Genomic DNA, 26,392 nt, shown 5'->3' on the forward strand with positions numbered 1-26,392 from the left:
GCCTGCCGCCAGCGTTCAATCTGAGCCATGATCAAACTCTTCAATTTAAAGTTTGATTTGCTTAAACAAGTTAAGCGGTGCTCTGTGAATTAAACTTCGTAATGAATTACGTGTTCACTCAGCAAAGACTTGATATTTTTTAAAGCCCGTAGGCTTGTGATATCAATCCTGCGAGTGCCCACACAGATTGTCTGATAAATTGTTAAAGAGCGGTGCGTCCAGCGCCTTAAGCGTCTGTCGCGAGGTGGCGTATATTACGCTTTCCTCCTTCGGAGTCAACCACTTTTTTCAGCGTTTTTCTCCGGCGGGGTGAATCACTTCACGCCCTGCTGAGCCCGTCTGCGTTGCCGCTTTGCCGTCTCAGTGGTGGCGCATTATAGGGAGTTCTCGCCGGGTGACAAGCACTAATTTCAACTTTTTTATCACCCGGCTAATGTTTGTGCAAAACCGGCTATTTATGCCTGTTTAATGCGCGCCGGCAGCTCTGCCAGGCTATTTAATACCCAATCTGCTGCTGCCTCACCTTCAGCTGTCACCGCCTGGCCGCTGCGCACCAGCACGCGGGTGCCCACGCCAGCGGCCTGCCCTGCCAGCATATCTTCCAGCTTGTCACCTACCATATAAGAAGCGGCCATATCGATGTTCAGTTCCTGCTGTGCAGAGAGCAGCATGCCGGGCTGAGGTTTGCGACAGTCACAGTTCTGACGATAAGCGGGCACGGCGGCATCCGGCAGATGAGGACAATAGTAGATACCATCCAGATCAATATCGCGATCGGCCAGCGACCAGTCCATCCATTCGGTCAGCTGCATAAAGGTATCTTCCGTATACATCCCGCGGGCAATACCCGACTGGTTGGTCACCAGCACCAGCGCATAGCCCATCTTTTTCAGCGCCTGCAGCGCTTCAATGGTGCCTTCTATAAACTGAAAATTGTCGATCTCATGAACATAACCGTGATCAACATTCAAGGTGCCATCACGATCGAGAAAAATAGCCGGGACTGGGTTTGCCACGTAAATACTCCTGCTGCAATTAATAGTGCTAAGTATTGCATGATTGGGCATAGCGAGAGAATGGCAGATTGCATTACGTCGATTGATTTAGACGTCTGGATGCCTTACCATCCATTCAGCTTTCGTCCAGCTTTGCTGATCGAATATTGATACACCACGGACAACGTCAGACGATAATAATTAACTAATGATTAAACTCGAAAATATCACCAAAGTGTTCCAGCAGGGTTCACGCACAATACAGGCGCTTTCCGGCGTCAGCCTGCATGTGCCGGCGGGACAGATTTATGGCGTCATTGGTTCATCAGGCGCAGGCAAGAGTACGCTGATTCGCTGCGTTAATCTGCTTGAGCGCCCTACTTCCGGTCGCGTGCTGGTTGATGGTCAGGACCTCACTGCACTCTCCTCCGGTCAGCTGACGCTGGCACGCCGTCAGATCGGCATGATTTTTCAGCACTTCAATCTGATGAACTCACGTACGGTGGCAGGCAATGTGGCGCTGCCGCTGGAACTGGGTAACCTGTCACGCGAGCAGATTAAAGCACGCGTCAGCGAGCTGCTGGAACTGGTTGGTCTGAATGATAAGCATGACAGCTGGCCGGCTAACCTCTCTGGCGGGCAAAAGCAGCGCGTGGCTATTGCGCGTGCGCTGGCCAGTAACCCCAAAGTGCTGCTGTGCGACGAAGCCACCAGCGCGCTCGATCCGGCTACCACCCGTTCGATACTGGAGCTGCTGAAAGACATTAACCGCCGTCTCGGCATTACTATTCTGCTTATCACCCATGAGATGGATGTGGTTAAGCGCATCTGCGATCAGGTTGCCGTGATCAGTAATGGTGAACTGATTGAAAAAGACAGCGTCAGCGAAGTCTTTTCTCATCCGAAAACGCCGCTGGCACAACAATTTATTCAGTCGACGCTGCATCTGGATATTCCGGAAGATTATCAGGCGCGCATGCGTGCGCAGCCTGCCACGCAAACTGTGCCGCTGCTGCGCCTGGAATTCACCGGTAAATCTGTTGATGCACCGCTGCTGTCGGAAGCCGCGCGTCGCTTTAATGTAAATAACAACATTATCAGCGCGCAGATGGATTACGCAGGCGGAGTCAAGTTCGGCATCATGCTGGCAGAAATGGATGGCAGTGAAACAGATACGCAGGCCGCAATAAGCTGGCTGAAAGAACATCATGTGAAAGTAGAGGTATTAGGTTATGTCTGAAGCGATGCTGTGGTTACTGACGCGCGGCGTCTGGGAAACGCTGATGATGACCTTTGTCTCTGGCTTCTTCGGTTTTGTTATTGGCTTGCCGGTCGGTGTACTGCTGTATGTCACGCGGCCCGGCCAGATTCTGGCGAACAGTGCGCTTTACCGCGTACTCTCTGCTATCGTCAATATCTTCCGGTCAATCCCGTTCATTATATTACTGGTATGGATGATACCGTTTACCCGCGCGATTGTCGGCACCTCTATCGGACTGCAGGCAGCCATTGTCCCGCTGACCGTTGGCGCCGCGCCGTTTATTGCCCGTATGGTTGAAAACACCCTGCTGGAGCTGCCGACTGGCCTGATCGAAGCGTCCCGCGCAATGGGCGCCACGCCGCTGCAGATTGTCCGTAAGGTATTGCTGCCGGAAGCGATGCCGGGCCTGGTTAATGCAGCCACCATCACGCTCATTACGCTGGTTGGCTATTCTGCTATGGGTGGTGCCGTGGGTGCGGGTGGTCTGGGTCAGATTGGCTATCAGTATGGTTATATCGGGTATAACGCTACCGTAATGAATACTGTACTGGTGCTGCTGGTCGTGCTGGTATATCTCATTCAGTTCTGCGGCGATCGCATTGTTCGCGCGGTGTCGCATAAATAAGCCAATAACATCAATACTTCTCTATTAAGGAAAGGATATGTCTTTCACATTTAAAAAGATTGCCGCAGCAGGTGCTCTGATTGGTGCTATTGCTCTGGCCGGATGCGATCAGCAGGCGAAGGATCCCAACCATATCAAGGTGGGCGTGATTGTCGGTGCTGAACAGCAGGTTGCTGAGACTGCCGTTAAAGTGGCTAAAGATAAATATAATCTCGATGTCGAGCTGGTAACGTTCAATGATTACGTTTTACCCAATGAAGCCCTGAGCAAAGGAGACATTGACGTTAACGCTTTCCAGCATAAGCCCTATCTGGATCAGCAGATTAAAGATCGTGGCTATAAACTGGTACCGGTTGGCAACACCTTTGTTTACCCGATTGCCGGCTACTCTAAAAAGATCAAATCGCTGACCGAACTGCAGGATGGTGCGCAGATCGCCATCCCTAACGATCCGACCAACCTGGGTCGCTCTCTGCTGCTGCTGCAGAAAGCGGGCCTGATTAAGCTGAAAGAGGGTGTGGGTCTGCTGCCAACCTCACTGGATATTGTTGAAAACCCGAAGAACCTGAAAATTGTTGAGCTGGAAGCGCCACAGCTGCCGCGCTCACTTGACGATCAGCAGATTGCGCTGGCGGTTATCAACACAACGTATGCCAGCCAGATTGGTCTGACTCCGGCGAAAGATGGCATCTTTGTTGAAGATAAAGATTCTCCATACGTTAACCTGCTGGTAAGCCGTGAAGATAACAAAGACGCGGAGAACGTGAAAAAGTTTGTTGAAGCGTACCAGTCAGACGAAGTCGCTGAGTCCGCAAACAAAATCTTTAACGGCGGTGCGGTTAAAGGCTGGTAAGCCAGCGTATTTCTTCCCCTGAGGGCGGCGCTGGCCGCCCTTTCTATTTCTGCATGTGGCTGCTGACTTGTTATTTGCGGGCGTCCTTGTTTCAATAACGCCACTTTTATTACAGGAGGATGTTGCCATGCGTTTTTTACCGCTCTGCCTGTTGGCGTTGATGCTGACCGGGTGCGTTCGTGAATATCACCCGATAAGCAGTGCTCCGGTCCGTCCGCAGCAGTCATCCGCTCAGCCGCAGCGCAAGCCGGCCCCACGCCCGGCCCCGGTGAAAATCTATACCGACGCAACCGATCTGGTCAGCAATCCTTTCCGCGATCTGGGTGAAGTGTCTGGCGAAGATTGCCAGAGCAGCACGCAGGATTCGCCCCCCAACATCAATACCGCACGCAAACGTCTGCAGATTAAAGCGGCAGGCATGAAAGCCAACGCCGTGCTGCTGCACAAGTGTGAAATTGTGACCAGTACACCAGGCTGCTACCGCCAGGCGATCTGCCAGGGCTCAGCGCTGAAAGTTTCCGGTCAATGAGTGAGTTTGCCGTTACGCAGATTGGCGTGATCCGCTCTCCGTGGAAAGAGAAGTTTGCCGTGCCGCGCCAGCCAGGTCTGGTTCAGGATGGCAGCGGCGAACTGCATCTGCAGGCTCCGTATAACCAGCCGGAAGCCGTACGCGGTCTGGAAGCGTTCAGCCATATCTGGATCCTGTTTATGTTTCATCAGACGATGGCGGGTGGCTGGCGCCCCACTGTCCGTCCGCCACGCCTCGGCGGTAACGCGCGTATGGGCGTGTTTGCAACGCGATCAACATTTCGCCCTAACCCGGTGGGTATGTCACTGGTTGAGCTGAAAGGAATTCGCTGTGAGAAGTCGCAGGTTATTTTGCAGCTCGGCAGCCTTGATCTGGTAGATGGCACACCGGTCATTGATATCAAGCCCTACCTGCCGTTTGCCGAGGCGCTGCCCGACGCGCGCGCCGGTTATGCCCAGGCTGCACCTGAAGCAACCATGCCGGTGCGTTTTTCAGCAGTGGCACAGCAGCAGATTCAGCAGCAGGCGCATATGCCTCAGCTGCAGCGTTTTATCACAGACGTTCTGGCTCAGGATCCGCGTCCCGCCTATCGCAAAGGTGAATCGCTGGATCGTGAATATGCCGCCTGGCTACTCGATTTCAACGTGCGCTGGCGCATTGATGAAGCGGGTACTGAGGTCATTGCCGTGGATCCACGCTAAAACAGGCTTTTGAGCGCTGTTTCTCGCTGGTACACTAACGGCCAGCAACGATCTGCTCTTCTTCTTCCATATAACTGGAATCATAATTAATGCGTACTACTCAATATCTGCTCTCCACCCTTAAGGAGACGCCTTCCGATGCAGAAGTGATCAGCCATCAGCTGATGCTGCGTGCCGGGATGATCCGTAAACTGGCTTCCGGACTCTATACCTGGCTGCCGACCGGGGTTCGCGTGCTGCGAAAAGTTGAAAACATCGTGCGTGAAGAGATGAACAACGCCGGCGCAGTAGAAATCTCTATGCCGGTCGTTCAGCCGGCCGACCTGTGGGAAGAGAGCGGTCGCTGGGAGCAGTATGGCCCGGAGCTGCTGCGCATTAAAGATCGTCACGAACGTCCGTTTGTGCTGGGTCCGACGCACGAAGAGGTGATTACCGATCTGATCCGCAACGAGCTAAGTTCTTATAAGCAGCTGCCGCTGAATCTGTATCAGATTCAGACCAAGTTCCGCGATGAAGTGCGCCCGCGGTTTGGCGTGATGCGTTCGCGTGAATTCATCATGAAAGACGCATACTCCTTCCATACCTCGCAGGCGTCACTGCAGGAAACCTACGATGCGATGTACCGCGCCTACAGTCAGAGCTTTACCCGCATGGGTCTCGACTTCCGCGCTGTGCAGGCGGATACCGGATCTATCGGCGGCAGCGGCTCACATGAATTCCAGGTACTGGCGCAGAGCGGCGAAGATGATGTGATCTTCTCCAGCGAGTCAGACTACGCTGCGAATATTGAAAAAGCTGAAGCGCTGGCGCCGGCTGGCGAGCGTCCGGCGGCGACACAGCCGATGACGCAGTTTGCCACGCCGCATGCTAAAACCATCGCTGAACTGGTTGAGCAGCATCAGATCCCGGTTGAGAAAACCGTTAAGACGCTTATTGTGAAAGCGAGTGAAGAGAGCGGTCATCAGCTGGTCGCCCTGCTGGTGCGTGGCGATCACGAGCTGAATGAGATCAAAGCTGAACACCTTGATATCGTTGCTTCGCCGCTGGAAATGGGCAATGAAGACGCGATCCGTGCCGTAACAGGCGCAGGCTTTGGCTCTATCGGACCGGTCGGCCTGACTATTCCGGTGATTGCGGACCGTACCGTGGCCAAAATGAGCGACTTCTCAGCCGGTGCTAACATTGATGGCCAGCACTTTGCCGGCATCAACTGGGGCCGCGATCTGCCCGAAGCGCGGGTTGAGGATATTCGCAATGTGGTCGAGGGCGATCCGAGTCCGGATGGTAAAGGCGTGCTGCAGATCAAACGGGGTATCGAGGTGGGTCACATTTTCCAGCTTGGCACCAAATATTCTGATGCAATGAAAGCAGCCGTTCAGGGTGAAGATGGTCGCAACCAGATCATGACCATGGGTTGCTACGGTATCGGTATTACCCGCGTGGTGGCTGCGGCGATTGAGCAGAACCACGATGAGCGCGGCATTATCTGGCCTGCTGCCCTGGCGCCGTTTGAAGTCGCTATTCTGCCAATGAATATGCATAAATCTTTCCGGGTCCAGCAGCTGGCAGAATCGCTTTACAGCGAACTGCGCGCCCGGGGCATTGACGTTATCCTCGACGATCGTAAAGAGCGTCCGGGCGTTATGTTTGCTGATATGGAGCTGATTGGCGTGCCGCACACCATCGTGATTGGCGATCGCAATCTGGACAACGAAGAGGTTGAGTACAAGTCCCGCTCCGCAAGCGAGAAGCAGATGATCAAACAGCATGAGATCGTCAGCTTCCTGGCAAGCGCACTGAATAAGTAAAGGCAAACGCCTCCTGCGGGAGGCGTTTTTTATCGCACTTTGCCGCGCATCGCTTTTACGCTGCTGCGCCGTGATTTCCCCTCCAGCCGCCGCTCTTTTGACGCGCGCGTGGGCCGCGTCGCGCGGCGCGCTTTTTCCACTGTGGTTAACTCGCGGATCAGATTGATCAGACGCTGCAGCGCGGCCTCACGATTCATCTCCTGACTGCGATACTCCTGCGCTTTAATAATGACCACGCCTTCTGCCGTGATCAGATGATGACTGGCAGCAAGCAGCCGGGTTTTATAAAACTCCGGCAGCGATGAGGCACGGACATCAAACCGCAGATGAATGGCCGTCGAGGTTTTATTTACGTGTTGTCCCCCCGCCCCCTGGGCGCGGATAGCCGTCAGCTCTATTTCACTCTCCGGGATCTCAACCGTTCGTGACAGCATAATCATCTGCCACCTGCCGGTGCAGGTGACGTTCTGTACTGAATTTTCCTGTTCATCAACTTAACCTTTTGTGCGCCAGCCAGAGTCCGGCAGGCCGTGCCGGCCGCTGTTCTGCCGCTTTTCTTTATGTGTTTCCCCGCTTACCCCGGCTGATTTCCTGGAAACCCCTGTGTTATAGTCGCCAGGCAACCAGGGTATTTATGCTCTGCTGAGGAGGTGCATGTGCAAACGTATTGTGAGTTAGTTCGCCAGAAATATGCTGAAATCGGCAGCGGTGAGCTGGGATATGTGCCCGATGCGCTGATGTGCGCGCTGAAGGCACTCAATGATATTGCCGCTAATTCCGCGCTAAACTCTTCTGTCAGGGATCAGGCAGCCTATGCTGCTGCAAACTTATTGGTGAGCGACTATGTTGACAAATGAAGCTTATAAACCCATCAACTGCGATGACTACGACAACCTGGAACTCGCCTGTACCCGACACTGGATGCTGTCACTGCAGCTGAAAAATGGCGACCAGCTGAAGGCGAAAGCGCGGGATATGGTCTCGCGCAAAAACGTTGAGTATCTTGCGGTTGACCTCTCTGGTGAAACCCGCGAGCTGCGCCTCGATCACATTGCCAGCTTCAGCCATCCTGAACTCGGTACCGTGGTAGTCAGCGAAGACGAGTAGTCTCGTGGCGGGCGGACCCTCTCCGCCCGCGCTTCTTACGGCTTAAGACCGCTGTAGTAAGCCGCTATATCCTCAATATCGTTATCGCTCAGTCCCGCCACAAACGCTTTCATCACTTCTGCCTGACCGCCGCTGCGCTCACCTTTTTGATAAGCGCGCAGCGCATGCGCCAGATATGGCGCCTGCTGCCCGGCCAGATGAGGATAGAGCGGCACCGCGCTTTTACCCTCTGCGCCGTGACACGCCATACAGCGGGCCACTTTCTCCGCACCCGCGGCCGCATCCCCTTTAGCCCAGAGTGGCAGCGCGACAAAACATAGCACAGCCGTCAGCCAGTGCCTCATGATACCTTCTCCCCGTCAGGCTGATGCCAGATCGCCTGCCAGCCCCGATCGCTGCAGGCAGCGCCTTCATGGGTAACAAACAGACCCGGCGCACTAATCAGCGTATGGTCATAGTAGATCAATGGAATACGTTCCCGCTGCCAGGGCGGGATCGCCAGCTCCTGCCACAGTTTTTTCATTTCGCGCCCGCCCGCCCGTCCCAGCAGATGATAGTAGCCACGCGCCTGAAAGCGAACGTAGACCGTTTCATCCGCCGCGGGCAGGCGCAGCTCCGCGCGTGAGAAGTCAGCCCGCAGCTGACCCAGTCCGGCAGGCAGCAACAGCGGTCGGGTCAGCTGCGGCCAGCAGCACGTCTGATCGCGCAGCGACGGCTGTGGCGGTAACCAGTAAAGCGCGTCGCGATAACGGCGCAGCGTAAAATGTCCCAGCTGCAGCGCCGGCTGTGCATCAGCCCGGCTCGCAATAACCTCGGTATACATACGCTGCAGCGCCGCACGCGATGGCATCGCCCCGCCCTGCCCGGCGATCCAGCGCCGCAGCAGCGCATTACGCCGCGCGTCGCTCATGGTCTGCAGCGGCGGAAAATGCAGTGCACCCTGTGGGGTGATCAGCTGGCTCAGCTCCTGCTGCAGCAGCTCATCCAGCAGCTGCTCCTGCTCTGCACAGAGCGCGGCGCTGCGGGCGCTGGCAGCGCTGAAGTGCGGCCAGCGCTGATGCAGCAGTGGCAGAATCTGCTGACGCAAAAAGTTACGGTCGTAGCGGCTGTCGTGATTACTCTCATCCTCGATCCAGCTGAGCTGGTGCGCAGTCGCCCACTGCTCCAGCTGCTCACGGCTGAGGCTGAGCAGCGGACGCAGATGTTCATGCTCTCCCGCGGTACGCCGCGGTGGCATCGCCGCCAGCCCGGCCGGGCCGCTGCCGCGCTTGAGCGCCAGCAGCAGCGTTTCGCACTGATCGTCCAGATGCTGCGCGGTAAGCAGCTGTTCACCCGGCAGCAGCCGGGCGAACAGCGCCTGATAGCGCTCTCTGCGCGCTGACGCTTCCACGCCGCCCGCCCGGGCATCGACCGTCACCGGTAACACATCACAGCTTATATCCCAGCACTGACACTGCTGCTGGCAGTGTGCGGCCCACCGGTCGGCGTGCGGACTCAGTCCGTGATGCACGTGCAGCGCCCGCACGCTCAGCTGCGGATGCTGCTGCTGCCAGCAGACCAGCTGATGCAGCAGTACGGTGGAATCCAGCCCGCCGCTGAATGCCACCACATAGCGGCCAGCCGGATTCAGCAGCGCAGCAAGGTGGAAAAAAGACATAGTGCCGTTCCATCTGATGATGCCGCCTGATTGCGGCATCCTGCGGCGGCTATTTTACGCCTGGTAGAGCTCCAGCGGCAAACCATCCGGGTCAGTAAAAAAGGTGCAGGCTTTACCGGTCAGCGCATCGATACGCACGGGTTCGCAGGTCACGCCTTTCTCTGCCAGTGCCGCAACGGACTGCGCGACATCCTCTACGCAAAATGCCAGGTGGCGCAGGCCGCAGGCTTCAGGTGCGGTCACGCGCGGCGGCGGTGAGGGAAATGAGAATAGCTCGATGGTATAAACACCGTGCAGGCTGAGATCGCCTTTCCACGAATCGCGTTCAGCGCGGTAGTATTCACCCAGCAGGGAAAAGCCCAGCACATCGCAGTAGAACGCTTTGCTGCGCGGGTAGTCAGTGGCAATAATCGCAATGTGATGAATCTGTTTAATCTGCAGCATAGCGGCTCCGGAAAAATTTCTGAGCCGCCAAGCCTACGTGCCGGACGCCAGTGTGAACAGAGGCATTTATCCGAAGTTATGGCTGCGATACGTCACGCAGCACCCGTACCAGATAACGCCCATCCTCTGTCAGCGTGGCACCGTGAATATCCGTTTCAAAACCAGGGTAGTGCCGCCCGATGGTGCAGAGCATCAGCAGAAAGTCGAGCACGGCCCGGCTCTGCCCGGTAATCATCTCACCCGGCATCACCAGCGGCACGCCCGGCGGATAGGGCAGGATCATGTTGGCGGAGATGCGCCCCACCAGCTCGCGGATATCCACGGTTTCAACCTCGCCTTTCACCTGATGCTGGAATGCCTGATGCGGCGTCATCTTCATTTCAGGCAGCACATCAAAGGCCTTCAGCATCAGCCGCGGCAGATCGTGCTGCAGGATCAGCTGGTGGATCCCCTGCGCCAGCGTCTGGATCCGCATATTGCGATAGAAATCGGGATCTTCCGCATAGAGATCGGGCAGCATATTTTTCACGCGCAGATTGAGATCGTAGGCGCGCTTAAATTCGGTCAGGCCGCGCAGCAGGCTCATGGCGCGGGTTTTATCGATCCCGATACTGAACAGAAACAGAAGATTGTAAGGTCCGGTTTTCTCTACCACCACACCGCGCTGATCGAGAAATTTCGCCACCAGCGCCGCCGGGATCCCCTCTTCCGCCATCGCGCCCAGTTCGCTCATACCCGGTGTCAGGATCGTGACTTTAATGGGATCGAGATACATATGATCGCGATCGGCCTGCTGAAAGCCGTGCCACGCCTCTTCCCCCGGCTGAATCGGCCAGCATTCTGCCTCATCCACCTGCTCTGGCTGCCAGATATCAAAGAACCAGCCGTCTGACTCTTCACGCAGCCGCTGGATCTCGCGCCGGAAGTGCAGCGCGCGCTCAACCGAACGGTTGATTAACCGCTTGCCCGGATTACCGCGCAGCATCGCCGCAGCGGTTTCGATGGATGACACAATACCGTAGCTCGGCGAGGTCGTGGTGTGCATCATATAAGCTTCGTTGAACGTATCGTGGTCGTAGTCGCCTTTGATATGAATCAGCGAGGCCTGTGAAAACGCGGCCAGCAGCTTATGGGTGGATTGCGTTTCATAGATCACTTTGCCCGGGATACGTTCACCGCTCATCCCGCTTTTTCCGCTGTAGATGGGGTGGAAGTTGGTATAGGGCACCCAGGCAGAATCAAAGTGGATCGAAGGCACGTCCAGCGTCTGCTTGATATATTCGGTGTTATAGAGCAGTCCGTCATACGTTGAATTGGTGATCACCGCATGGACCGGCCAGCTGGCGCGCGGCGTGTTATCCACTTTATTCTGAATACTGTCCCGGGTAAATTCACGCTGCGGAATGCCGCCAAGAATACCCAGCGCATTGCGGGTCGGCTTGAGCCAGACAGGCACGATATCGCTCATCATCAGCAGATGGGTCAGCGATTTGTGACAGTTGCGGTCTATGAGCACCGTACTGCCTGCCGGGGCGGCATACATACCGACGATTTTATTTGAGGTTGAGGTGCCATTGGTCACCATATAGCTCTGCTCTGCCCCAAAGGTGCGGGCGATATACTCTTCGGCGTCGAGGTGCGGCCCGGTATGGTCGAGCAGCGAACCCAGTTCAGTAACAGAGATAGAGACGTCGGCTTTGAGCGTGTTGGCACCGAAAAAGTCATAAAACAGACTGCCGACCGGGCTTTTCTGGAAAGCGGTGCCGCCCATATGGCCTGGCGTGCAGAAGGTGTACTTGCCCTCTTTGACATACGTAAACAGCGCTTTGGTCAGCGGGGGTAAAATTTTATCGATGTACTCATCGGTGTACTGACGGATATGCAGTGCGATGTCATCCGCGGTGCTCAGCGCATATTCAAAAAACTGCAGCGCCATCCGCATTTCATTAACGCTGACATCCATCTGCGAATGGGTGTTGATAAAGGCGTAGAGCGGCAGTGATTCATTGAGCTGGTTGATGTCGCTGCAGAGCGCCATGCTGTATTCGTCCCAGTCAAATACGACGCCGCACACGCGCGGGTTGTGCTCAATCAGCTTCAGCAGGTCGCTGGCATTGCTGGGATAGACGGTGTGGAAGCCCTGCAGTTTCAGCGCGGCATCCAGTTCGCGGATCGGTTCATCTTTATAGAACGCGCCGTGCGGTCCCATGATCGCAATAATGTTCAATGCTCACCTCCTGTGGTCTTGTGGCACAGAGTAAGGATAGCGAAAAGTGACCGGAGAATGTTCCGGAATCGATGGGCAGACAGCGTGACCGCAAGCGGTACGCCGCCAGCAGGAAAATTCAGGTATAAAAAAAGCGGACCGGAGTCCGCTTTTTTGCTGCAGTGCTTACCTTACGCGTAACCGTAGTTCATCAGGCGCTGGTAGCGGCGATCGAGCAGCTCTTCCGTGCTCAGCCCGTCGAGATCGGCCAGATCGGCCAGCAGCTGCTGCTTCAGAGAAGCGGCCATATCGACCGGACGACGATGTGCGCCACCCAGCGGTTCAGGAACGATGGAATCAATCAGCTTCAGCTCCTGCAGACGCTCAGCAGTGATGCCCATCGCCTCTGCCGCCAGCGGCGCTTTGTCTGCGCTTTTCCACAGAATTGACGCACAGCCTTCCGGTGAGATCACCGAGTAGGTGCTGTACTGCAGCATGTTCACTTTGTCACCCACGCCAATCGCGAGTGCGCCACCGGAGCCGCCCTCACCAATCACGGTGCAGATCACCGGAATTTTCAGACCAGACATCTCACGCAGGTTACGGGCAATCGCTTCAGACTGACCGCGCTCTTCAGCGCCCACGCCCGGATAAGCACCCGGTGTGTCGATAAAGGTGATAAGTGGCATCTTAAAACGCTCTGCCATCTCCATCAGACGCAGCGCTTTACGATAGCCTTCTGGTGCAGGCATACCGAAATTACGGCGAATTTTCTCTTTGGTTTCACGTCCTTTCTGATGACCAATGATCATCACCGGACGACCATCCAGACGCGCGATACCACCGACAATCGCTTTGTCGTCTGCATAGGCGCGATCGCCTGCCAGCTCGTCAAAGTCGTCAAACGCGTTGCGCACGTAGTCCAGCGTATAAGGACGCAGCGGATGACGCGCCAGCTGCGCGACCTGCCATGCACCCAAATCGGAGAAGATTTTACGGGTCAGTTCAACGCTTTTCTCGCGAAGGCGCTGAATCTCTTCATCCAGATTAATATCGTGTTTCTCATCTGAACGGCCAATCGATTTCAGCGAATCGATCTTCGCTTCGAGTTCAGCGATCGGCTGTTCAAAATCCAGGTAATTAAGACTCATAATGTTCCTGTTTTAGTCAAACTCCAGTTCCACCTGCTCCGATCCTACTAACGACCGCAAATCGTTGAGTAAACGATCGCTGGGCGAAATACGCCACGCTGCACCAAAGCGCAGCTTCGCCCGCGCATCTGCTCTCTGATAATAGAGATGTACCGGAATGGTCCCGGAACGATGAGGTTCCAGAGACTGGCGGAGACGGTTTAAAAGCTGGTCATCAATTTGCCTGTCCGTCAGCGAGATAGCAAGTCCGCGCGCATATTTTTCCCGCGCTTCATCAATATCCATCACTTCCCTGGCGGTCATTTTAAGCCCGCCGCTGAAGTCATCAAAGCTGACCTGTCCGCTGACGATCAGGATACGGTCTTTCTCCAGCAGCTGCTGGTACTTATCTAACGCATCGGTAAATAGCATGACCTCCAGACGACCGGAACGATCGTCCAGAGTACAGATACCAATTCGGTTGCCGCGCTTGGTCACCATGACACGGGCGGCAATCACCAGCCCCGCAGCGATGGTCACCTTGCCACGTTCAGTCGGATGCATATCTTTCAGCCGCATCCCGCCGACGTAGCGCTCGATCTCTTTCAGATACTGATTAATCGGGTGCCCGGTGAGATAGAGCCCCAGCGTTTCACGTTCGCCATCCAGCTGCACCTGCTCTGGCCACGGCGTAATTGACGCATACGATTTCTCAACCTGCTCCGGCTCTTCCGCCAGCACGCCAAACATATCCGCCTGCCCAATCGCTTCTGCTTTCGCATGCTGGTCAGCGGCTTTCAGGGCATCGCCCAGGGCGCTCATCAGCGCCGCGCGATGGGGCCCGAGCCGGTCAAACGCGCCGGACATGATGAGCTTTTCCATCACCCGGCGATTGATTTTGCGCGTATCGGTACGGGCGCAGAGATCGAACAGCTCTTTAAAATAGCCGCCCTGATTACGCGCTTCCAGAATCGCTTCGATCGGGCCTTCACCGACGCCTTTAATCGCGCCAATGCCGTAGACAATTTCACCTTCATCGTTGACGTGGAACGGATAGAGGCCGGCATTGATATCAGGCGGCAATACTTTCAGCCCCATGCGCCAGCACTCATCCACCAGCCCGACCACTTTCTCGGTGTTATCCATATCGGCGGTCATCACCGCAGCCATAAACTCAGCCGGATAGTGCGCTTTCAGCCACAGCGTCTGGTAGGAGACCAGCGCATAGGCTGCGGAGTGTGATTTGTTGAAGCCGTAGCCGGCGAACTTCTCTACCAGGTCGAAGATTTTCATCGACAGTTCGCCGTTGATGCCCATGCTCTCAGCGCCATCTTTAAACACTGAGCGCTGCTTCGCCATCTCTTCTGGTTTCTTTTTACCCATCGCACGACGCAGCATGTCGGCGCCGCCGAGCGTATACCCCGCCAGCACCTGGGCGATCTGCATCACCTGTTCCTGGTAGAGAATGATGCCGTAAGTAGGCTCCAGTACCGGCTTCAGACTCTCATGCTGCCACTGGATGTCGGGATAGGAGAGCTCTTCACGGCCATGCTTACGGTCAATGAAGTTATCCACCATGCCGGACTGCAGCGGGCCGGGACGAAACAGCGCCACCAGGGCGATCATATCTTCAAAGCAGTCAGGCTTCAGGCGCTTGATCAGATCTTTCATGCCGCGCGATTCAAGCTGGAATACCGCCGTCGTCTCTGAGCGCTGCAGCATATCGAAGCTTTTTTTGTCATCCAGCGGAATCGCCGCAATGTCGATCGGCGGCAGCCCCTGCTTTTCACGGCGCGGGTTGATCATCTTCAGCGCCCAGTCGATGATGGTCAGCGTACGCAGGCCGAGGAAGTCAAACTTCACCAGCCCGGCATACTCCACATCATTTTTATCAAACTGGGTGACAGGGAACTGGCCGTTTTCGTCGCAGTAAAGCGGGGCAAAATCGGTGATTTTAGTCGGCGCAATAACCACGCCGCCGGCGTGCTTACCGGCGTTTCGTGTGACACCTTCCAGCTTGCGCGCCATGTCGATCAGCGCCCTGACCTCTTCATCAGCATCATAGATCTCAGGCAGCTGCGGCTCAGCCTGAAACGCTTTTTCCAGCGTCATGCCCGGATCGGGCGGCACCAGCTTGGAGATGCGATCGACAAAGCCATAGGGATGGCCCAGCACGCGCCCCACATCCCGGATCACCGCTTTCGCCGCCATGGTCCCGAAGGTGATGATCTGCGAAACCGCTTCCCGGCCATACATCTCGGCGACGTGATCGATCACCTGATCGCGCTTCTCCATGCAGAAGTCGACGTCAAAGTCAGGCATAGAGACACGTTCCGGATTCAGGAAGCGTTCAAACAGCAGGTCAAATTCCAGCGGATCGAGATCGGTGATCTTCAGCGCGTAGGCCACCAGCGAGCCGGCACCGGAACCGCGCCCCGGCCCGACCGGGATCCCGTTATCCTTTGACCACTGGATAAACTCCATCACGATCAGGAAGTAGCCCGGGAAGCCCATCTGGTTGATAACGTTAAGCTCAATCTCCAGACGCTCATCATACGCCGGACGCTTCTGCGCACGCAGCGCCGCATCCGGAAAAAGAAACGCGAGGCGCTCTTCAAGTCCTTCGCGTGATTTCACCACCAGAAACTCTTCGGTGGTCATCTCACCGGTCGGGAACTGCGGCAGAAAATATTCGCCGAGGCGGACGGTAACGTTACAGCGCTTAGCAATCTCTACGCTGTTTTCCAGCGCCTCCGGGATGTCCGAAAACAGCTCGCACATCTCCTCTTCACTGCGCATATATTGCTGAGGACTGTAGTGGCGCGGGCGTTTCGGATCGTCCAGCGTATAGCCGTCGTGGATCGCTACGCGGATTTCATGCGCATCGAAGTCCTCTTCATTGATGAAGCAGACTTCATTGGTTGCGACCACCGGTATCCCTTCCGCTATCGCCAGCTCAACGGCCGCATGCAGATAGCTCTCCTCATCGGCACGTCCGGTGCGGAGCAGTTCAAGATAGTAACGGTCGGGAAAGTGCTGCTGGTAAAAGCTCAGACACTGCGCCACCAGCGCGTTGTTGCCGCGCAGCAGGCTGCGCCCGACATCGCCGCGTCGTCCGCCTGACAGTACAATCAGCCCTTCGCCCAGCTCAATCAGCCAGTCGCGATCGAGGATAGGACCGGCAATGCCGTAGCCGCGCTGATAGGCGCGCGAAATCAGCAGCGTCAGATTCTGATAGCCGGTGTTATTCGCCGCCAGCAGCGTAAGCTGCGTAAGCTCATCGCCCATCAGCTCGCTGGCGACCTGAAAATCAGCGCCGATAATCGGTTTAACGCCGGCACCGTGGGCGCTGCCATAAAAGCGCACCAGCCCGCAAAGGTTGGTGTAGTCCGTGATCGCAATGGCCGGCATACCCAGCGCCGCGGCTTTTTTCACCAGCGGGCCGGTTTTCGCCAGGCCATCGACCATGGAGTAGTCGCTGTGCACGCGCAGATGTATAAAACGAGGTTCAGCCATATCGGTTTCCGGTTAAAACAGCGTCAGGCTTAATAAAGCGGCGCAGGTTGTACTGAGGCCTGCAGTTCAGCATCCAGCAACGCGTTGCGCACCGGCGCAAAACTGCGACGATGATGCGGCGTGGCACCAAACTGTTTGAGTTTCGCCATATGCAGCGCGGTAGGATAACCTTTGTGCTGCGCAAAGCCATATTGCGGAAAGAGGTGATCGAGCTCAGCCATTTCGCGATCGCGCGTCACTTTGGCAATGATCGATGCGGCGCTGATTTCCTGCACCAGACTGTCACCTTTGATCACCGCCTGCGCGGGCATCGCCAGTGCCGGACAGCGGTTGCCATCAATCAGCACAAAATCGGGCGTCAGGTGCAGTCCTGCTACTGCGCGCTGCATCGCCAGCAGGGTGGCATGCAGAATATTAAGCTGGTCGATCTCTTCTGGCTCAGCGCGGCCAAGGCTCCACGCCAGCGCCTTTTCGGTAATTTCATCATACAGCGCCAGACGGCGTTTTTCCGACAGCTTTTTTGAATCGGCCAGGCCGGCAATCGGGTTCGCAGGATCGAGGATCACCGCCGCCGTTACCACGGCACCGACCAGCGGACCGCGTCCTACTTCGTCCACGCCCGCAATACGCTGCGCATCAGGATAGATAAATTCAGCCATGGGCGATCTCCAGTACCGCATCCGCCGCCTGCTCATCGGCGTTCCAGCGGATCTGCTGATGCAGCTGAGTAAAGGTTTCCAGCAGCGCATTGCGCTCGGCACCGGCATGCAGCAGCGGCTCCAGCGCGGCGGCCAGCGTCTGCGGCTGGCACTCATCCTGCAGCAGCTCTTTAACCAGCTCACGACCCGCCAGCAGGTTAGGCAGCGAGACATAAGGCGTTTTAACCAGGCGCTTTGCCAGCCAGAACGTGAAGGGTTTCATACGATACCCCACGACCATCGGGCACTTTGCCAGCATACACTCCAGCGCCGCCGTGCCGGACGCCAGAATAGCCGCATCGCTGGCGATCATCGCCTGACGCCCTTTGCCATCCAGCAGGTGCATGGGCAGCTCAGGCGCAACCTCTGCTTTAATCTGTTCAAACTGTGCCCGCCGCTTTGCGTTAACCAGCGGAACCACAATTTCCAGCGCCGGGTAGCGCTGACGCAGCAGCTGCGCCGCACGCAGAAAATCAGCGCTCAGCATCTCAACTTCTGCTCCACGGCTGCCGGGCAGTAAACCCAGGCAGATCGCATCGTCTGCAATACCCAGCTCGCGACGTGCCGCCTGCTTGTCAGGCTGAAGCGGCATCGCATCGGCCATGGTATGGCCGATAAAACGGCACGGCACGTTAAAGCGATCGTAGAATGCTTTCTCGAATGGCAGAAACGCCAGCACCATATCGGTGTTGCGGCCAATCTTAAAGACACGTTTCTGACGCCATGCCCAGACGGAAGGGCTGACGTAGTGCACGGTACGAATACCGGCACGCTTCAGGTTGCCTTCCAGCGTGATGTTAAAGTCCGGCGCATCAATGCCCACAAACACGTCAGGACGAAGCGCGGTGAAGCGCTGCGTCAGGTCTTTGCGGATGGTCAGCAGGCGCCGCAGACGGCCCAGCACTTCGACAATGCCCATGACCGCCAGCTCTTCCATCTCATACCAGACTTCGCAGCCTTCTGCCTGCATCAGCGGGCCCGCCACGCCAACAAAGCGTGCATCAGGATGACGCGCTTTGAGCGCGCGGATCAGACCGGCACCAAGAATATCGCCGGAGGTTTCTCCGGCGACCAGGGCAATCGTTAAGGGACGCACTGACATGAATTAACGAATCAATCCACGGGTTGAACGGGCGAAGAAATCAAAGAACGGCTGGACTTCGCTGTGCTGCTGCGCCAGCGCCTCAATTTCAGGCTTTACCTCATCCAGCGTTTTACCGCTGCGATAGAGCAGCTTGTAAGCGTTGCGAATGGCATGCAGCGCCTCTTTGCTGAAGCCCCGACGCTTGAGACCTTCAATATTGACGCCAAACGGCGTGGCGTGGTTGCCCTGCGCAATAATGTATGGCGGTATATCCTGCGCCACGCCGGAACAACCGCCAACCATAACGTGAGCGCCGATAGTGCACCACTGATGCACGGCCGTCACGCCGCCGATGATCGCAAAATCATCAACGGTAACATGGCCGCCCAGCGTCACGTTGTTCGCCAGAATACAGCGGCTGCCAATTACGCAGTCGTGTGCAATGTGCGCATTCACCATCAGCAGGTTGTCGCTGCCAACTTTAGTCAGTCCGCCACCCTGCGTGGTGCCGCGATGAATGGTCACGCTCTCGCGGATCCGGTTGCGATCGCCAATTTCGGTGCGGGTAGGCTCACCCGCATATTTCAGATCCTGGTTTACCTCTCCAATAGAGACAAACTGATAGATCTGGTTCTCTTCGCCGATACGCGTATGGCCATTAACCACAACATGTGATTTCAGCACCGTACCAGCGCCAATTTCCACATCAGCACCCACGATACAGAATGGGCCGATATGAACATTTGCACCCAGTACAGCACCCTCTTCAACGATGGCGGTCGGATGGATGGTGGCGGTTGAATCAATCACTAATTATGCCTCCCGGCTACGGGCACACATCATGGTCGCTTCACAGACAATTTTACCATCCACTGTAGCAACGCCTTTAAAACGTGTCAGACCACGACGGGTTTTTTCGAAGGTGACTTCCATGATCATCTGGTCGCCTGGTACTACCGGACGCTTGAAGCGGGCTTCATCGATACCGGCGAAATAGTAGAGCTCGCCAGGTTCCAGCTTGCCGACGCTTTTAAACGCCAGAATACCGGTTGCCTGCGCCATCGCTTCTAAAATCAGAACGCCTGGGAAAATCGGTTTACCAGGGAAATGCCCCTGGAAAAACGGTTCATTAACAGAAACGTTCTTTACCGCACGCAGATATTTGTGCTCTTCAAAATCCAGCACGCGATCCACCAGCAAAAACGGATAACGGTGCGGCAGCAGTTCTAAAATCTCTTCGATTTTCAGAGTATGCGTTTCAGTAGTCAAAATACTCTTCCTGTCCTAAAAAATCTGATGGCAACAATAACACGGCCTGCACCGATCAAAATGATCTTTCGCAGGCCGCAAATCAGTTCGGTGGCGTACGCTTCCCTGCGCTACCTGCCGCCCTCTGCAAAACTGAAGGGCAAAAGCAGGCAGGCTGCATTGTTATGAAAGCGGGTCGCGCGGATGTGCTTAGCTGTTTTTATCAACTTTGCGTTCGATGGCTTTCAGGCGTTTGCTTATGTCATCGATATTCATCACCAGCGCTGCCGTTTTACGCCAGGCTTTGTTCGGTTGCAGTGGGATCCCTGAGGAGTAAACGCCCGGTTCTGTGATGGGACGCATTACCATGCCCATACCGGTTACGGTTACTTTGTCGCAGATCTCCATATGGCCGTTAATGACGCTGGCGCCGCCAATCATACAGTAACGTCCAATCTTCAGGCTACCGGCCATGATCACACCACCCGCAACGGCTGTATTGTCGCCAATTACAACGTTGTGGGCAATCTGACACTGGTTGTCTATGATAACACCATTGCCGATCAGAGTGTTATCCAGCGCACCGCGATCGATGGTAGTGCAGGCACCAATCTCTGTCCGGTCACCGATGATAACCGTACCAAGCTGAGGGATTTTTACCCAGTTACCACGATCGTTAGCATACCCGAAACCATCCGCGCCAATGACAGTGCCTGACTGAATCAGACAATCCTGACCGATCTGAATCTCATGATAAATCGTCACGTTGGCCCAGAGACGCGTGCCGCTGCCAATCCGGCTCTTTTTCCCGACAAAGCAGCCAGCGCCAATCACGACGTTATCACCCAGCTCAACGCCAGACTCAATAACCGCGTTCGCGCCTACCGAAACATTCTGTCCCAGCGAGGCGGAAGGATCGATCACCGCGCTGGGCGCGATATTCTGCGCGGGCTGCGGCGTGGTGTCCAGCAGTTGTGCCATGCGGGCATAGGTAAGATAAGGGTTTTTCACTACCAGGGCGGCAGTATTGCACCATTCCAGATCCGCTTCCGTCAGCACCACGGCTGACGCCTGAACGCTGGCGAGCTGCTCGCGGTAGCGGCTGTTGGCAAGAAAAGTGATTTGACCAGGGGTGGCGGATTGCATAGAAGCAATGCCGGAGATGACGATATCGCCATCTCCGTGCAATTCTGCATCCAACTGCTGGGCTAAATCAGCCAGTCGAATTGATGACATCAATTATTTAACCTGTTTCAGCACGTCAGCAGTAATGTCTTTCGCATTAGCGGCATACGCTACGGCGTTAGCATCAATCACGACATCGTAACCATCGCTGTCCGCCACTTTCTTCACGGCATCCTGAATGCGGCTCAGCAATTTGTTACGCTCTTCCATCTGGCGACGACGGTTATCCTGCTCGAAAGACTGGGCTTTGCTGGAGAACGCTTCGCGCTGTGACATGATGTCTTTTTCCATGCGGCTACGCTCGCTCGCCTTCATGGTAGAAGCATCACGCTGCAGTCTCTGCATTTTGGTCTGCAGATCGCGCTCCTGGCCCTGCAGCTCAGTTGCGCGGCCTTTGAACTCATTCTCAAGCTGTTTAGCAACGGTCGCACGTTGCGGTAACTGCTGGAAAATGCTGGACACGTTTACCACTGCAATTTTGTCAGCAGCCTGAACGCCAGCGGAAACCGCTAAAGCAAGACCCAGACCTGCGGCACACAACAACTTTTTCACTATAAACTCCTTACCATCAACGTTTGTGTCTGCGACACAGTGTTTGGCTTGCTTAGCGCTTACTGCGCTAAGCCATGCCGTACTTCGCTTCCGCTTCCCTGCTCAGAGCATTACCAGGTTTTACCGATGTTAAACTGGAACTGCTCTGCTTTGTCTCCCTCGACTTTCTTCACCGGCTGGGCATAGGAGAAGACCAGCGGGCCCAGTGGTGACATCCACTGCAGCGCCAGGCCTGCAGAGACGCGAATGTTGTTAGGATCGCTGTAGTCCGGAATATCTGCAGCACGTGTTGCCGCCGTGTTCTGCCAGTTGGTATCCCAGACGGTACCGGCGTCCACAAACAGTGAGGTGCGCACAGAGTTAGCGTACTTCTCACTCAGGAACGGCGTCGGCGTGATCAGCTCCAGGCTGGCAATCGCCATCGCGTTACCCCCCACCGCATCATCTGACTTACAGATCCCGTTTGGATCGGTCAGATTACATGAGGAGGAGCGATCGTTAAGATAAGCAGCTTTCGGACCAATGGTATTGGAACGGAAACCACGTACCGTGCTGGAGCCGCCGGCATAGAAGTTCTCATAGAACGGCATCTCTTTATCCCCGATGCCGTCACCATAGCCCACGCGGCCGCGACCCAGTACTACCCAGGTGCCATCACGGTTCAGCGGCACATACTGCTGGGTATCCAGCGTGGCTTTATAGAACGCGTTGTCTGAACCTGGAATCGTCACCTTACCGTTCAGGTTGGTGCGGTTACCACGCGTCGGGAAGAAGCCGCGATCCAGCGTATTGTAGGTCCAGCCATAGTTAAAGGTAAAATCATCCGCAGAGAAATCGCCTTTATTATTGAGTCCCTGAGGACGCCCGACCGAATCGAGGTAACGCCACATTGCTACCTGTGGGCGCATATTCGAAAGATCGTTATGCACGTAGCCTAAGCCGACGCGCAGTGTGTTGTTCTCATTAACCGGGAAGCCCAGCGTGCCATCAACACCGTAACTCTTGTTGGTGTAGTCTGACAGATCGGCATCGTCCGCTTTAAAGTCGTTGTAGAACAGGCGACCGCCCAGACTCACGCCGTCAACCGTGAAGTACGGATCGGTCAGTGAGAACTCAGCATAGGTCTGATAATCGTTTTTGGTACCGCTGATGCCAACGGTGTTACCGGTGCCGAGCCAGTTGTCCTGGGTAACACCCACCTGGAAGCTGACGCCGCTTTCAGTACCGTAGCCCACACCAAAGTTAAAGGTACCGGTGTTGCGCTCTTTAACTTTGTAGACCACATCAACCTGATCCGGTACGCCCGATACACGCTGCGTATCCACATCGACGGTTTCGAAATAACCGGTGCGGTTCAGACGCTCTTTACCCTGGTCAACCAGATCGCTGCCCAGCCATGCGCCTTCCATCTGACGCATTTCACGGCGCAGTACGGCATCTTTTGAAGTGTCATTGCCTTCAAAACGGACTTTACGCACGTAATAACGATTACCGGCATCAACGTTGATATGCAGCTTAACGGTTTTGTCAGCGTCGTTGATTTCCGGCTGCGTCATGACGCGCGGATAGGCATAGCCATAGCGACCCAGCAGCTTTTTGATATCATCTTCCATCTGCGTCACTTTAGTGCCGTTGTAAAGCTCACCGTTCGGGATTTTGGTCAGATGTTCAATTTCTGCTGAGTGGCCCGCCATGCTGCCGTTCACGATCACGCCAGCAATTTTATACTGGTCGCCTTCGTTGATGTTGACGGTGATGTAGATGCCTTTTTTATCCGGCGTCAGGCTGACCTGTGTAGAGTCGATGTTAAAGCGCGCATAACCGCGATCCAGATAGAAGCTGCGCAGCGTCTCAAGGTCGCCGGCCAGTTTCTGCTTCTGATATTTGCGATCGCCGACCACGTTCCACCACGGCACTTCATCACGCAGCTGGAAGCGGGAGATCAGTTCATCAGAGCTGAACGCTTTGTTGCCCACGATGTTGATCTGCTGAATTTTGGCAGAGACCCCTTCCTGGAAAACAAATTTCAGATCGACACGGTTACGCGGCAACGGTGTCGCAATCGCTTTTACGCTGGCGGTATATTTACCCACGCTGTAGTAAAAATCTTCCAGTCCCTTCTCGATTGAAGAGAGCGTGGTACGATCCAGCGCTTCACCTACGCGAATGCCTGACGCTTCGAGGTTCTGCTTCAGCTGATCCTCTTTCACCGCCTTGTTACCGGAGAAGGTGATGCTGGCAATAGTCGGACGCTCTTTCACCTGAACAATCAGGGTCGTTCCGTCACGTAAAACCTGCACATCTTCAAAATTGCCGGTGGCAAACAGTGAGCGAATAGTGTTTCTGATATCATCATCATTCACCGTATCACCGACGCGTACCGGCATGCTAAGCAGAGCCGCGCCGACGGCGACTCGCTGGAGACCTTCGAAATGAATGTCGTTCACCACGAAATCGTCTGCACCGTAAACGGTGGCGCTGCTAAACAGCAGCGACGCTATGAGCAACTTTTTCATCGCCATCGTTGTTATGCGTTTTCCTAACACATCCCGCACCTGTTTCCGTCCCAGACGTTACAGGCGAGAGAAATCATTGAAAAGTGCAAGTCCCATTAACAGCACCAGCAAAATTGAGCCGATGCGATAACTGAAGTCCTGAACTCGCTCAGACACCGGTCCCCCTTTGATCTTTTCGATCGCCAGAAAAAGCAGATGCCCACCATCTAAAACCGGTAATGGAAACAGGTTGATGATGCCCAGATTGACGCTAATCAGCGCCAGGAACATCAGATAGTAAATCACCCCGTACTCCGCTGATAAACCCGCACCCTGCGCAATCGAAATCGGGCCGCTCAGGTTATTCAGCTTTACATCACCTGTAATCAGCTTACCCAGCATTGACACCGTAAGCTTCATCAGCTGCCAGGTTTTGACCCCTGCCTCACCGATAGCGGCCACCGGTCCATACTGTTTCACCGTTTTATACGCGTCAGGCAGCGGCTGCACGCGCGGAATAACGCCTGCGAACCCCTCATCAGGCTTGCCCGGCTTCGCGGCTGGCGTCAGCGTCAGACGCTGCTGTTCACCCTTTCGCTCAACCTCAAGCTGCAGCGGTTTATCCGGATTATCCCGCACCAGGCTGGCAAAAGCCTGCCACTGCGTTAACGGCTGACCATCGACTTTAACGATCCTGTCGCCCGCTTGCAAACCGGCAGCGCTGGCGGGTGAATTAGCCTGTATTTCTGCCAGCGTGGTTTCAATCTGCGGCCCGCGTGGGCGAATGCCGAGCGCCACCACCGGATCCTGCTTATCTGGCTCAAACTGCCAGTCGCGCAGATCAACCCGCTTCTGCTGCGTGACGCTTTCGCCAAACTGAGACACTGTCAGCGTGGTACTCTCATCGCCGATTTTCCCAATCAGGGCCATGCGCACAGCATCCCAGTCAGGCGTTTCGATACCGTCAACTGCGTTAAGTTCCATGCCAGACTGAATTTGCGCTTCCGCCGCAACGGAGCCGCTCACAATTTCGCCAACCACCGGCCGTACGCCGGGCACGCCGTGCATAAAGACCAGCCAGTAAGCGAAAATAGCGAAGAGGAAATTGGCAACCGGACCTGCGGCGATGACAGCTGCACGCTGCAGCACAGTTTTGTTGTTAAACGCTTCGTGACGGCGCTCAGCGGGAACGCTCTCTACACGCTCATCCAGCATTTTGACGTAGCCGCCAAGCGGGATCAGCGCAATCACATACTCTGTCCCCTGCCGGTCAGTACGTCGCCAGAGGGCTTTACCGAAACCGATAGAAAAGCGCTCAACATAGATGCCACAGCGCCGCGCCACCCAGAAGTGGCCAAACTCATGCACGGTGATCAGCACGCCCAGTGCGACGATAAAAGCAGCAAAACTCCAGAGAATGCTTAACATAGTTGCTGCTCCTAGAGGGTATGAAACACCAGCAGCAGCAGGCAGGCAAACACCGGCACGGCTGCTGTCAGGCTATCGATACGATCGAGGATACCGCCGTGGCCGGGGATGAGATTTCCACTGTCTTTGATGCCCGCTTCACGCTTGAACATGCTTTCCGTGAGATCGCCCAGTACGGAGGCAAGCGTGGCAACAACGGCACAGGCAATCAGCGTACCCGGCGCCACCGTCAGCGGAGCCAGCAGCGCAAACAGCCAGGCGATGATAGCCGAGGAGAGCAGTCCGCCAAAGAAACCTTCCCAGGTTTTACCCGGTGAAACTTTAGGCGCCAGCTTGTTTTTGCCGAACAGACGACCAAACATATAGGCACCCGAGTCCGCGCCCCAGACCAGCAGCATAACGAACAGGAGCCACCAGGCGCCGGCAAAGTGATCGGTGTCGTAGTGATACTGGCGCAGGGCGATCATGCCCCAGAAAAACGGCACAATGGTCAGCACACCAAATAGCAGACGTAGCGGGCGCGAGCCGCGCCATAGCGCGGCAGAGGCGGGATAGAACAGCACCAGGAATAGCGCAACGATCCACCAGCCAAGTGCAGCCCAGAGCGAGCTTTCCAGCTGAGGCTGGTGCGCATCGTGTGAATAGGACGGTAAGGTAAACAGCATCGCTGACAGCAGCAGACCACAGAGCAGTGCCAGCCAGACGCGCTGCTGACGGGTAGCCATGCCAGCCAGCTGCCCCCACTCCCAGGCGGCAAGCATGCAGATAGCAATCGTGGTAATCGCGAAACCAGACAGCGGTAACCAGAATAGCGCAGCGATCACCAGCGGAATCAAAATAAACGCGGTGATCAGACGAGACTTCAGCAAA

The 26,392-nt window shown here is 55.6% G+C and carries 25 protein-coding genes; 8 read left to right on the plus strand and 17 right to left on the minus strand.

Going from position 1 to position 26,392, the window contains the following annotated elements:
- Positions 1 to 455: 455 nt before the first annotated feature.
- Positions 456 to 1,016 (minus strand): D-glycero-beta-D-manno-heptose 1,7-bisphosphate 7-phosphatase, encoded by a 561-nt coding sequence (gmhB, locus tag SB719_RS10990; RefSeq protein ID WP_292975652.1) that lies wholly within the window; start codon positions 1,014 to 1,016, stop codon positions 456 to 458.
- Between the two features lie 187 nt (positions 1,017 to 1,203).
- Here gmhB and metN point away from each other — a divergent pair, with 187 nt between their 5' ends.
- The 6 genes from metN (at position 1,204) to proS (ending at position 6,772) form a co-directional block, all read left to right on the plus strand.
- Positions 1,204 to 2,235, plus strand: coding sequence for a methionine ABC transporter ATP-binding protein MetN (gene metN / locus SB719_RS10995; protein WP_292975649.1), 1,032 nt, complete (start codon positions 1,204 to 1,206; stop codon positions 2,233 to 2,235).
- Complete coding sequence (locus SB719_RS11000) at positions 2,228 to 2,881, plus strand: methionine ABC transporter permease MetI (RefSeq protein WP_065650068.1); 654 nt, start codon at positions 2,228 to 2,230, stop codon at positions 2,879 to 2,881. Before metN ends, SB719_RS11000 begins: the two co-directional genes overlap by 8 nt.
- A gap of 37 nt (positions 2,882 to 2,918) precedes the next feature.
- On the plus strand, positions 2,919 to 3,734 hold the full coding sequence (locus tag SB719_RS11005) for a MetQ/NlpA family lipoprotein (protein WP_065650069.1): 816 nt from the start codon (positions 2,919 to 2,921) through the stop codon (positions 3,732 to 3,734).
- A 127-nt stretch (positions 3,735 to 3,861) separates the two neighbouring features.
- The gene (gene rcsF / locus SB719_RS11010) at positions 3,862 to 4,263 is read left to right on the plus strand and encodes an Rcs stress response system protein RcsF (protein WP_065650070.1); all 402 of its coding nucleotides are present in this window, start codon (positions 3,862 to 3,864) and stop codon (positions 4,261 to 4,263) included.
- Positions 4,260 to 4,964: a tRNA (N6-threonylcarbamoyladenosine(37)-N6)-methyltransferase TrmO gene (gene tsaA, locus SB719_RS11015; protein ID WP_412159229.1), complete on the plus strand. Its 705-nt coding sequence runs from the start codon at positions 4,260 to 4,262 to the stop codon at positions 4,962 to 4,964. The genes rcsF and tsaA overlap by 4 nt, the downstream gene beginning before the upstream one ends.
- 89 nt (positions 4,965 to 5,053) lie before the next feature.
- The gene (gene proS, locus SB719_RS11020; RefSeq protein ID WP_292975639.1) at positions 5,054 to 6,772 is read left to right on the plus strand and encodes a proline--tRNA ligase; all 1,719 of its coding nucleotides are present in this window, start codon (positions 5,054 to 5,056) and stop codon (positions 6,770 to 6,772) included.
- A gap of 29 nt (positions 6,773 to 6,801) precedes the next feature.
- Here proS and arfB read toward each other — a convergent pair whose 3' ends face one another.
- Positions 6,802 to 7,212, minus strand: a complete 411-nt coding sequence (gene arfB / locus SB719_RS11025) for an alternative ribosome rescue aminoacyl-tRNA hydrolase ArfB (RefSeq protein ID WP_039382771.1) — start codon at positions 7,210 to 7,212, stop codon at positions 6,802 to 6,804.
- A gap of 216 nt (positions 7,213 to 7,428) precedes the next feature.
- On the opposite strand from arfB, the gene SB719_RS11030 reads away from it, so the two are divergent.
- Both SB719_RS11030 and rof read left to right on the plus strand, forming a co-directional pair.
- On the plus strand, positions 7,429 to 7,629 hold the full coding sequence (locus SB719_RS11030; protein ID WP_065650073.1) for a YaeP family protein: 201 nt from the start codon (positions 7,429 to 7,431) through the stop codon (positions 7,627 to 7,629).
- Complete coding sequence (gene rof / locus SB719_RS11035) at positions 7,616 to 7,879, plus strand: Rho-binding antiterminator (RefSeq protein ID WP_039382769.1); 264 nt, start codon at positions 7,616 to 7,618, stop codon at positions 7,877 to 7,879. The genes SB719_RS11030 and rof overlap by 14 nt, the downstream gene beginning before the upstream one ends.
- 35 nt (positions 7,880 to 7,914) lie before the next feature.
- Here rof and SB719_RS11040 read toward each other — a convergent pair whose 3' ends face one another.
- The 15 genes from SB719_RS11040 to cdsA all read right to left on the minus strand — a co-directional run bounded on the left by SB719_RS11040 (position 7,915) and on the right by cdsA (position 26,391).
- Positions 7,915 to 8,223: a c-type cytochrome gene (locus SB719_RS11040; RefSeq protein WP_292975633.1), complete on the minus strand. Its 309-nt coding sequence runs from the start codon at positions 8,221 to 8,223 to the stop codon at positions 7,915 to 7,917.
- Complete coding sequence (tilS, locus tag SB719_RS11045; RefSeq protein WP_412159230.1) at positions 8,220 to 9,536, minus strand: tRNA lysidine(34) synthetase TilS; 1,317 nt, start codon at positions 9,534 to 9,536, stop codon at positions 8,220 to 8,222. The genes SB719_RS11040 and tilS overlap by 4 nt, the downstream gene beginning before the upstream one ends.
- 54 nt (positions 9,537 to 9,590) lie before the next feature.
- Positions 9,591 to 9,980: a VOC family protein gene (locus tag SB719_RS11050; RefSeq protein WP_304235068.1), complete on the minus strand. Its 390-nt coding sequence runs from the start codon at positions 9,978 to 9,980 to the stop codon at positions 9,591 to 9,593.
- A gap of 76 nt (positions 9,981 to 10,056) precedes the next feature.
- Entirely contained in the window at positions 10,057 to 12,207 is a 2,151-nt protein-coding gene (locus SB719_RS11055; RefSeq protein ID WP_313066611.1) for a lysine decarboxylase LdcC, read from the minus strand.
- A 170-nt stretch (positions 12,208 to 12,377) separates the two neighbouring features.
- On the minus strand, positions 12,378 to 13,337 hold the full coding sequence (gene accA, locus SB719_RS11060) for an acetyl-CoA carboxylase carboxyl transferase subunit alpha (RefSeq protein ID WP_065650078.1): 960 nt from the start codon (positions 13,335 to 13,337) through the stop codon (positions 12,378 to 12,380).
- 12 nt (positions 13,338 to 13,349) lie between these two features.
- On the minus strand, positions 13,350 to 16,832 hold the full coding sequence (gene dnaE / locus SB719_RS11065) for a DNA polymerase III subunit alpha (protein WP_065650079.1): 3,483 nt from the start codon (positions 16,830 to 16,832) through the stop codon (positions 13,350 to 13,352).
- A 29-nt stretch (positions 16,833 to 16,861) separates the two neighbouring features.
- Positions 16,862 to 17,491 (minus strand): ribonuclease HII, encoded by a 630-nt coding sequence (rnhB, locus tag SB719_RS11070; protein WP_065650080.1) that lies wholly within the window; start codon positions 17,489 to 17,491, stop codon positions 16,862 to 16,864.
- Positions 17,484 to 18,632, minus strand: coding sequence for a lipid-A-disaccharide synthase (gene lpxB / locus SB719_RS11075; RefSeq protein ID WP_065650081.1), 1,149 nt, complete (start codon positions 18,630 to 18,632; stop codon positions 17,484 to 17,486). The genes rnhB and lpxB overlap by 8 nt, the downstream gene beginning before the upstream one ends.
- Before the next feature lie 3 nt (positions 18,633 to 18,635).
- Positions 18,636 to 19,424 carry an acyl-ACP--UDP-N-acetylglucosamine O-acyltransferase gene (lpxA, locus tag SB719_RS11080; protein WP_039382744.1) on the minus strand — a complete coding sequence of 263 codons (789 nt, stop codon included), beginning with the start codon at positions 19,422 to 19,424 and terminating at the stop codon, positions 18,636 to 18,638.
- A 3-nt stretch (positions 19,425 to 19,427) separates the two neighbouring features.
- A complete protein-coding gene (gene fabZ, locus SB719_RS11085; protein ID WP_007893924.1) occupies positions 19,428 to 19,883 on the minus strand; it encodes a 3-hydroxyacyl-ACP dehydratase FabZ in 456 nt (151 codons plus the stop codon).
- Positions 19,884 to 20,072: 189 nt separating this feature from the next.
- Positions 20,073 to 21,098 carry a UDP-3-O-(3-hydroxymyristoyl)glucosamine N-acyltransferase gene (gene lpxD, locus SB719_RS11090; RefSeq protein WP_039382740.1) on the minus strand — a complete coding sequence of 342 codons (1,026 nt, stop codon included), beginning with the start codon at positions 21,096 to 21,098 and terminating at the stop codon, positions 20,073 to 20,075.
- Positions 21,099 to 21,101: 3 nt separating this feature from the next.
- A complete protein-coding gene (skp, locus tag SB719_RS11095) occupies positions 21,102 to 21,599 on the minus strand; it encodes a molecular chaperone Skp (RefSeq protein ID WP_065650082.1) in 498 nt (165 codons plus the stop codon).
- A 110-nt stretch (positions 21,600 to 21,709) separates the two neighbouring features.
- Positions 21,710 to 24,121, minus strand: coding sequence for an outer membrane protein assembly factor BamA (gene bamA, locus SB719_RS11100; protein WP_065650083.1), 2,412 nt, complete (start codon positions 24,119 to 24,121; stop codon positions 21,710 to 21,712).
- 51 nt (positions 24,122 to 24,172) lie between these two features.
- On the minus strand, positions 24,173 to 25,522 hold the full coding sequence (rseP, locus tag SB719_RS11105; RefSeq protein ID WP_065650084.1) for a sigma E protease regulator RseP: 1,350 nt from the start codon (positions 25,520 to 25,522) through the stop codon (positions 24,173 to 24,175).
- Between the two features lie 11 nt (positions 25,523 to 25,533).
- On the minus strand, positions 25,534 to 26,391 hold the full coding sequence (gene cdsA, locus SB719_RS11110; protein WP_293005692.1) for a phosphatidate cytidylyltransferase: 858 nt from the start codon (positions 26,389 to 26,391) through the stop codon (positions 25,534 to 25,536).
- Between the last annotated feature and the right edge of the window lies 1 nt (position 26,392).

Source organism: Pantoea sp. SIMBA_079, assembly GCF_046940275.1.
Taxonomy (GTDB): domain Bacteria; phylum Pseudomonadota; class Gammaproteobacteria; order Enterobacterales; family Enterobacteriaceae; genus Pantoea; species Pantoea borealis.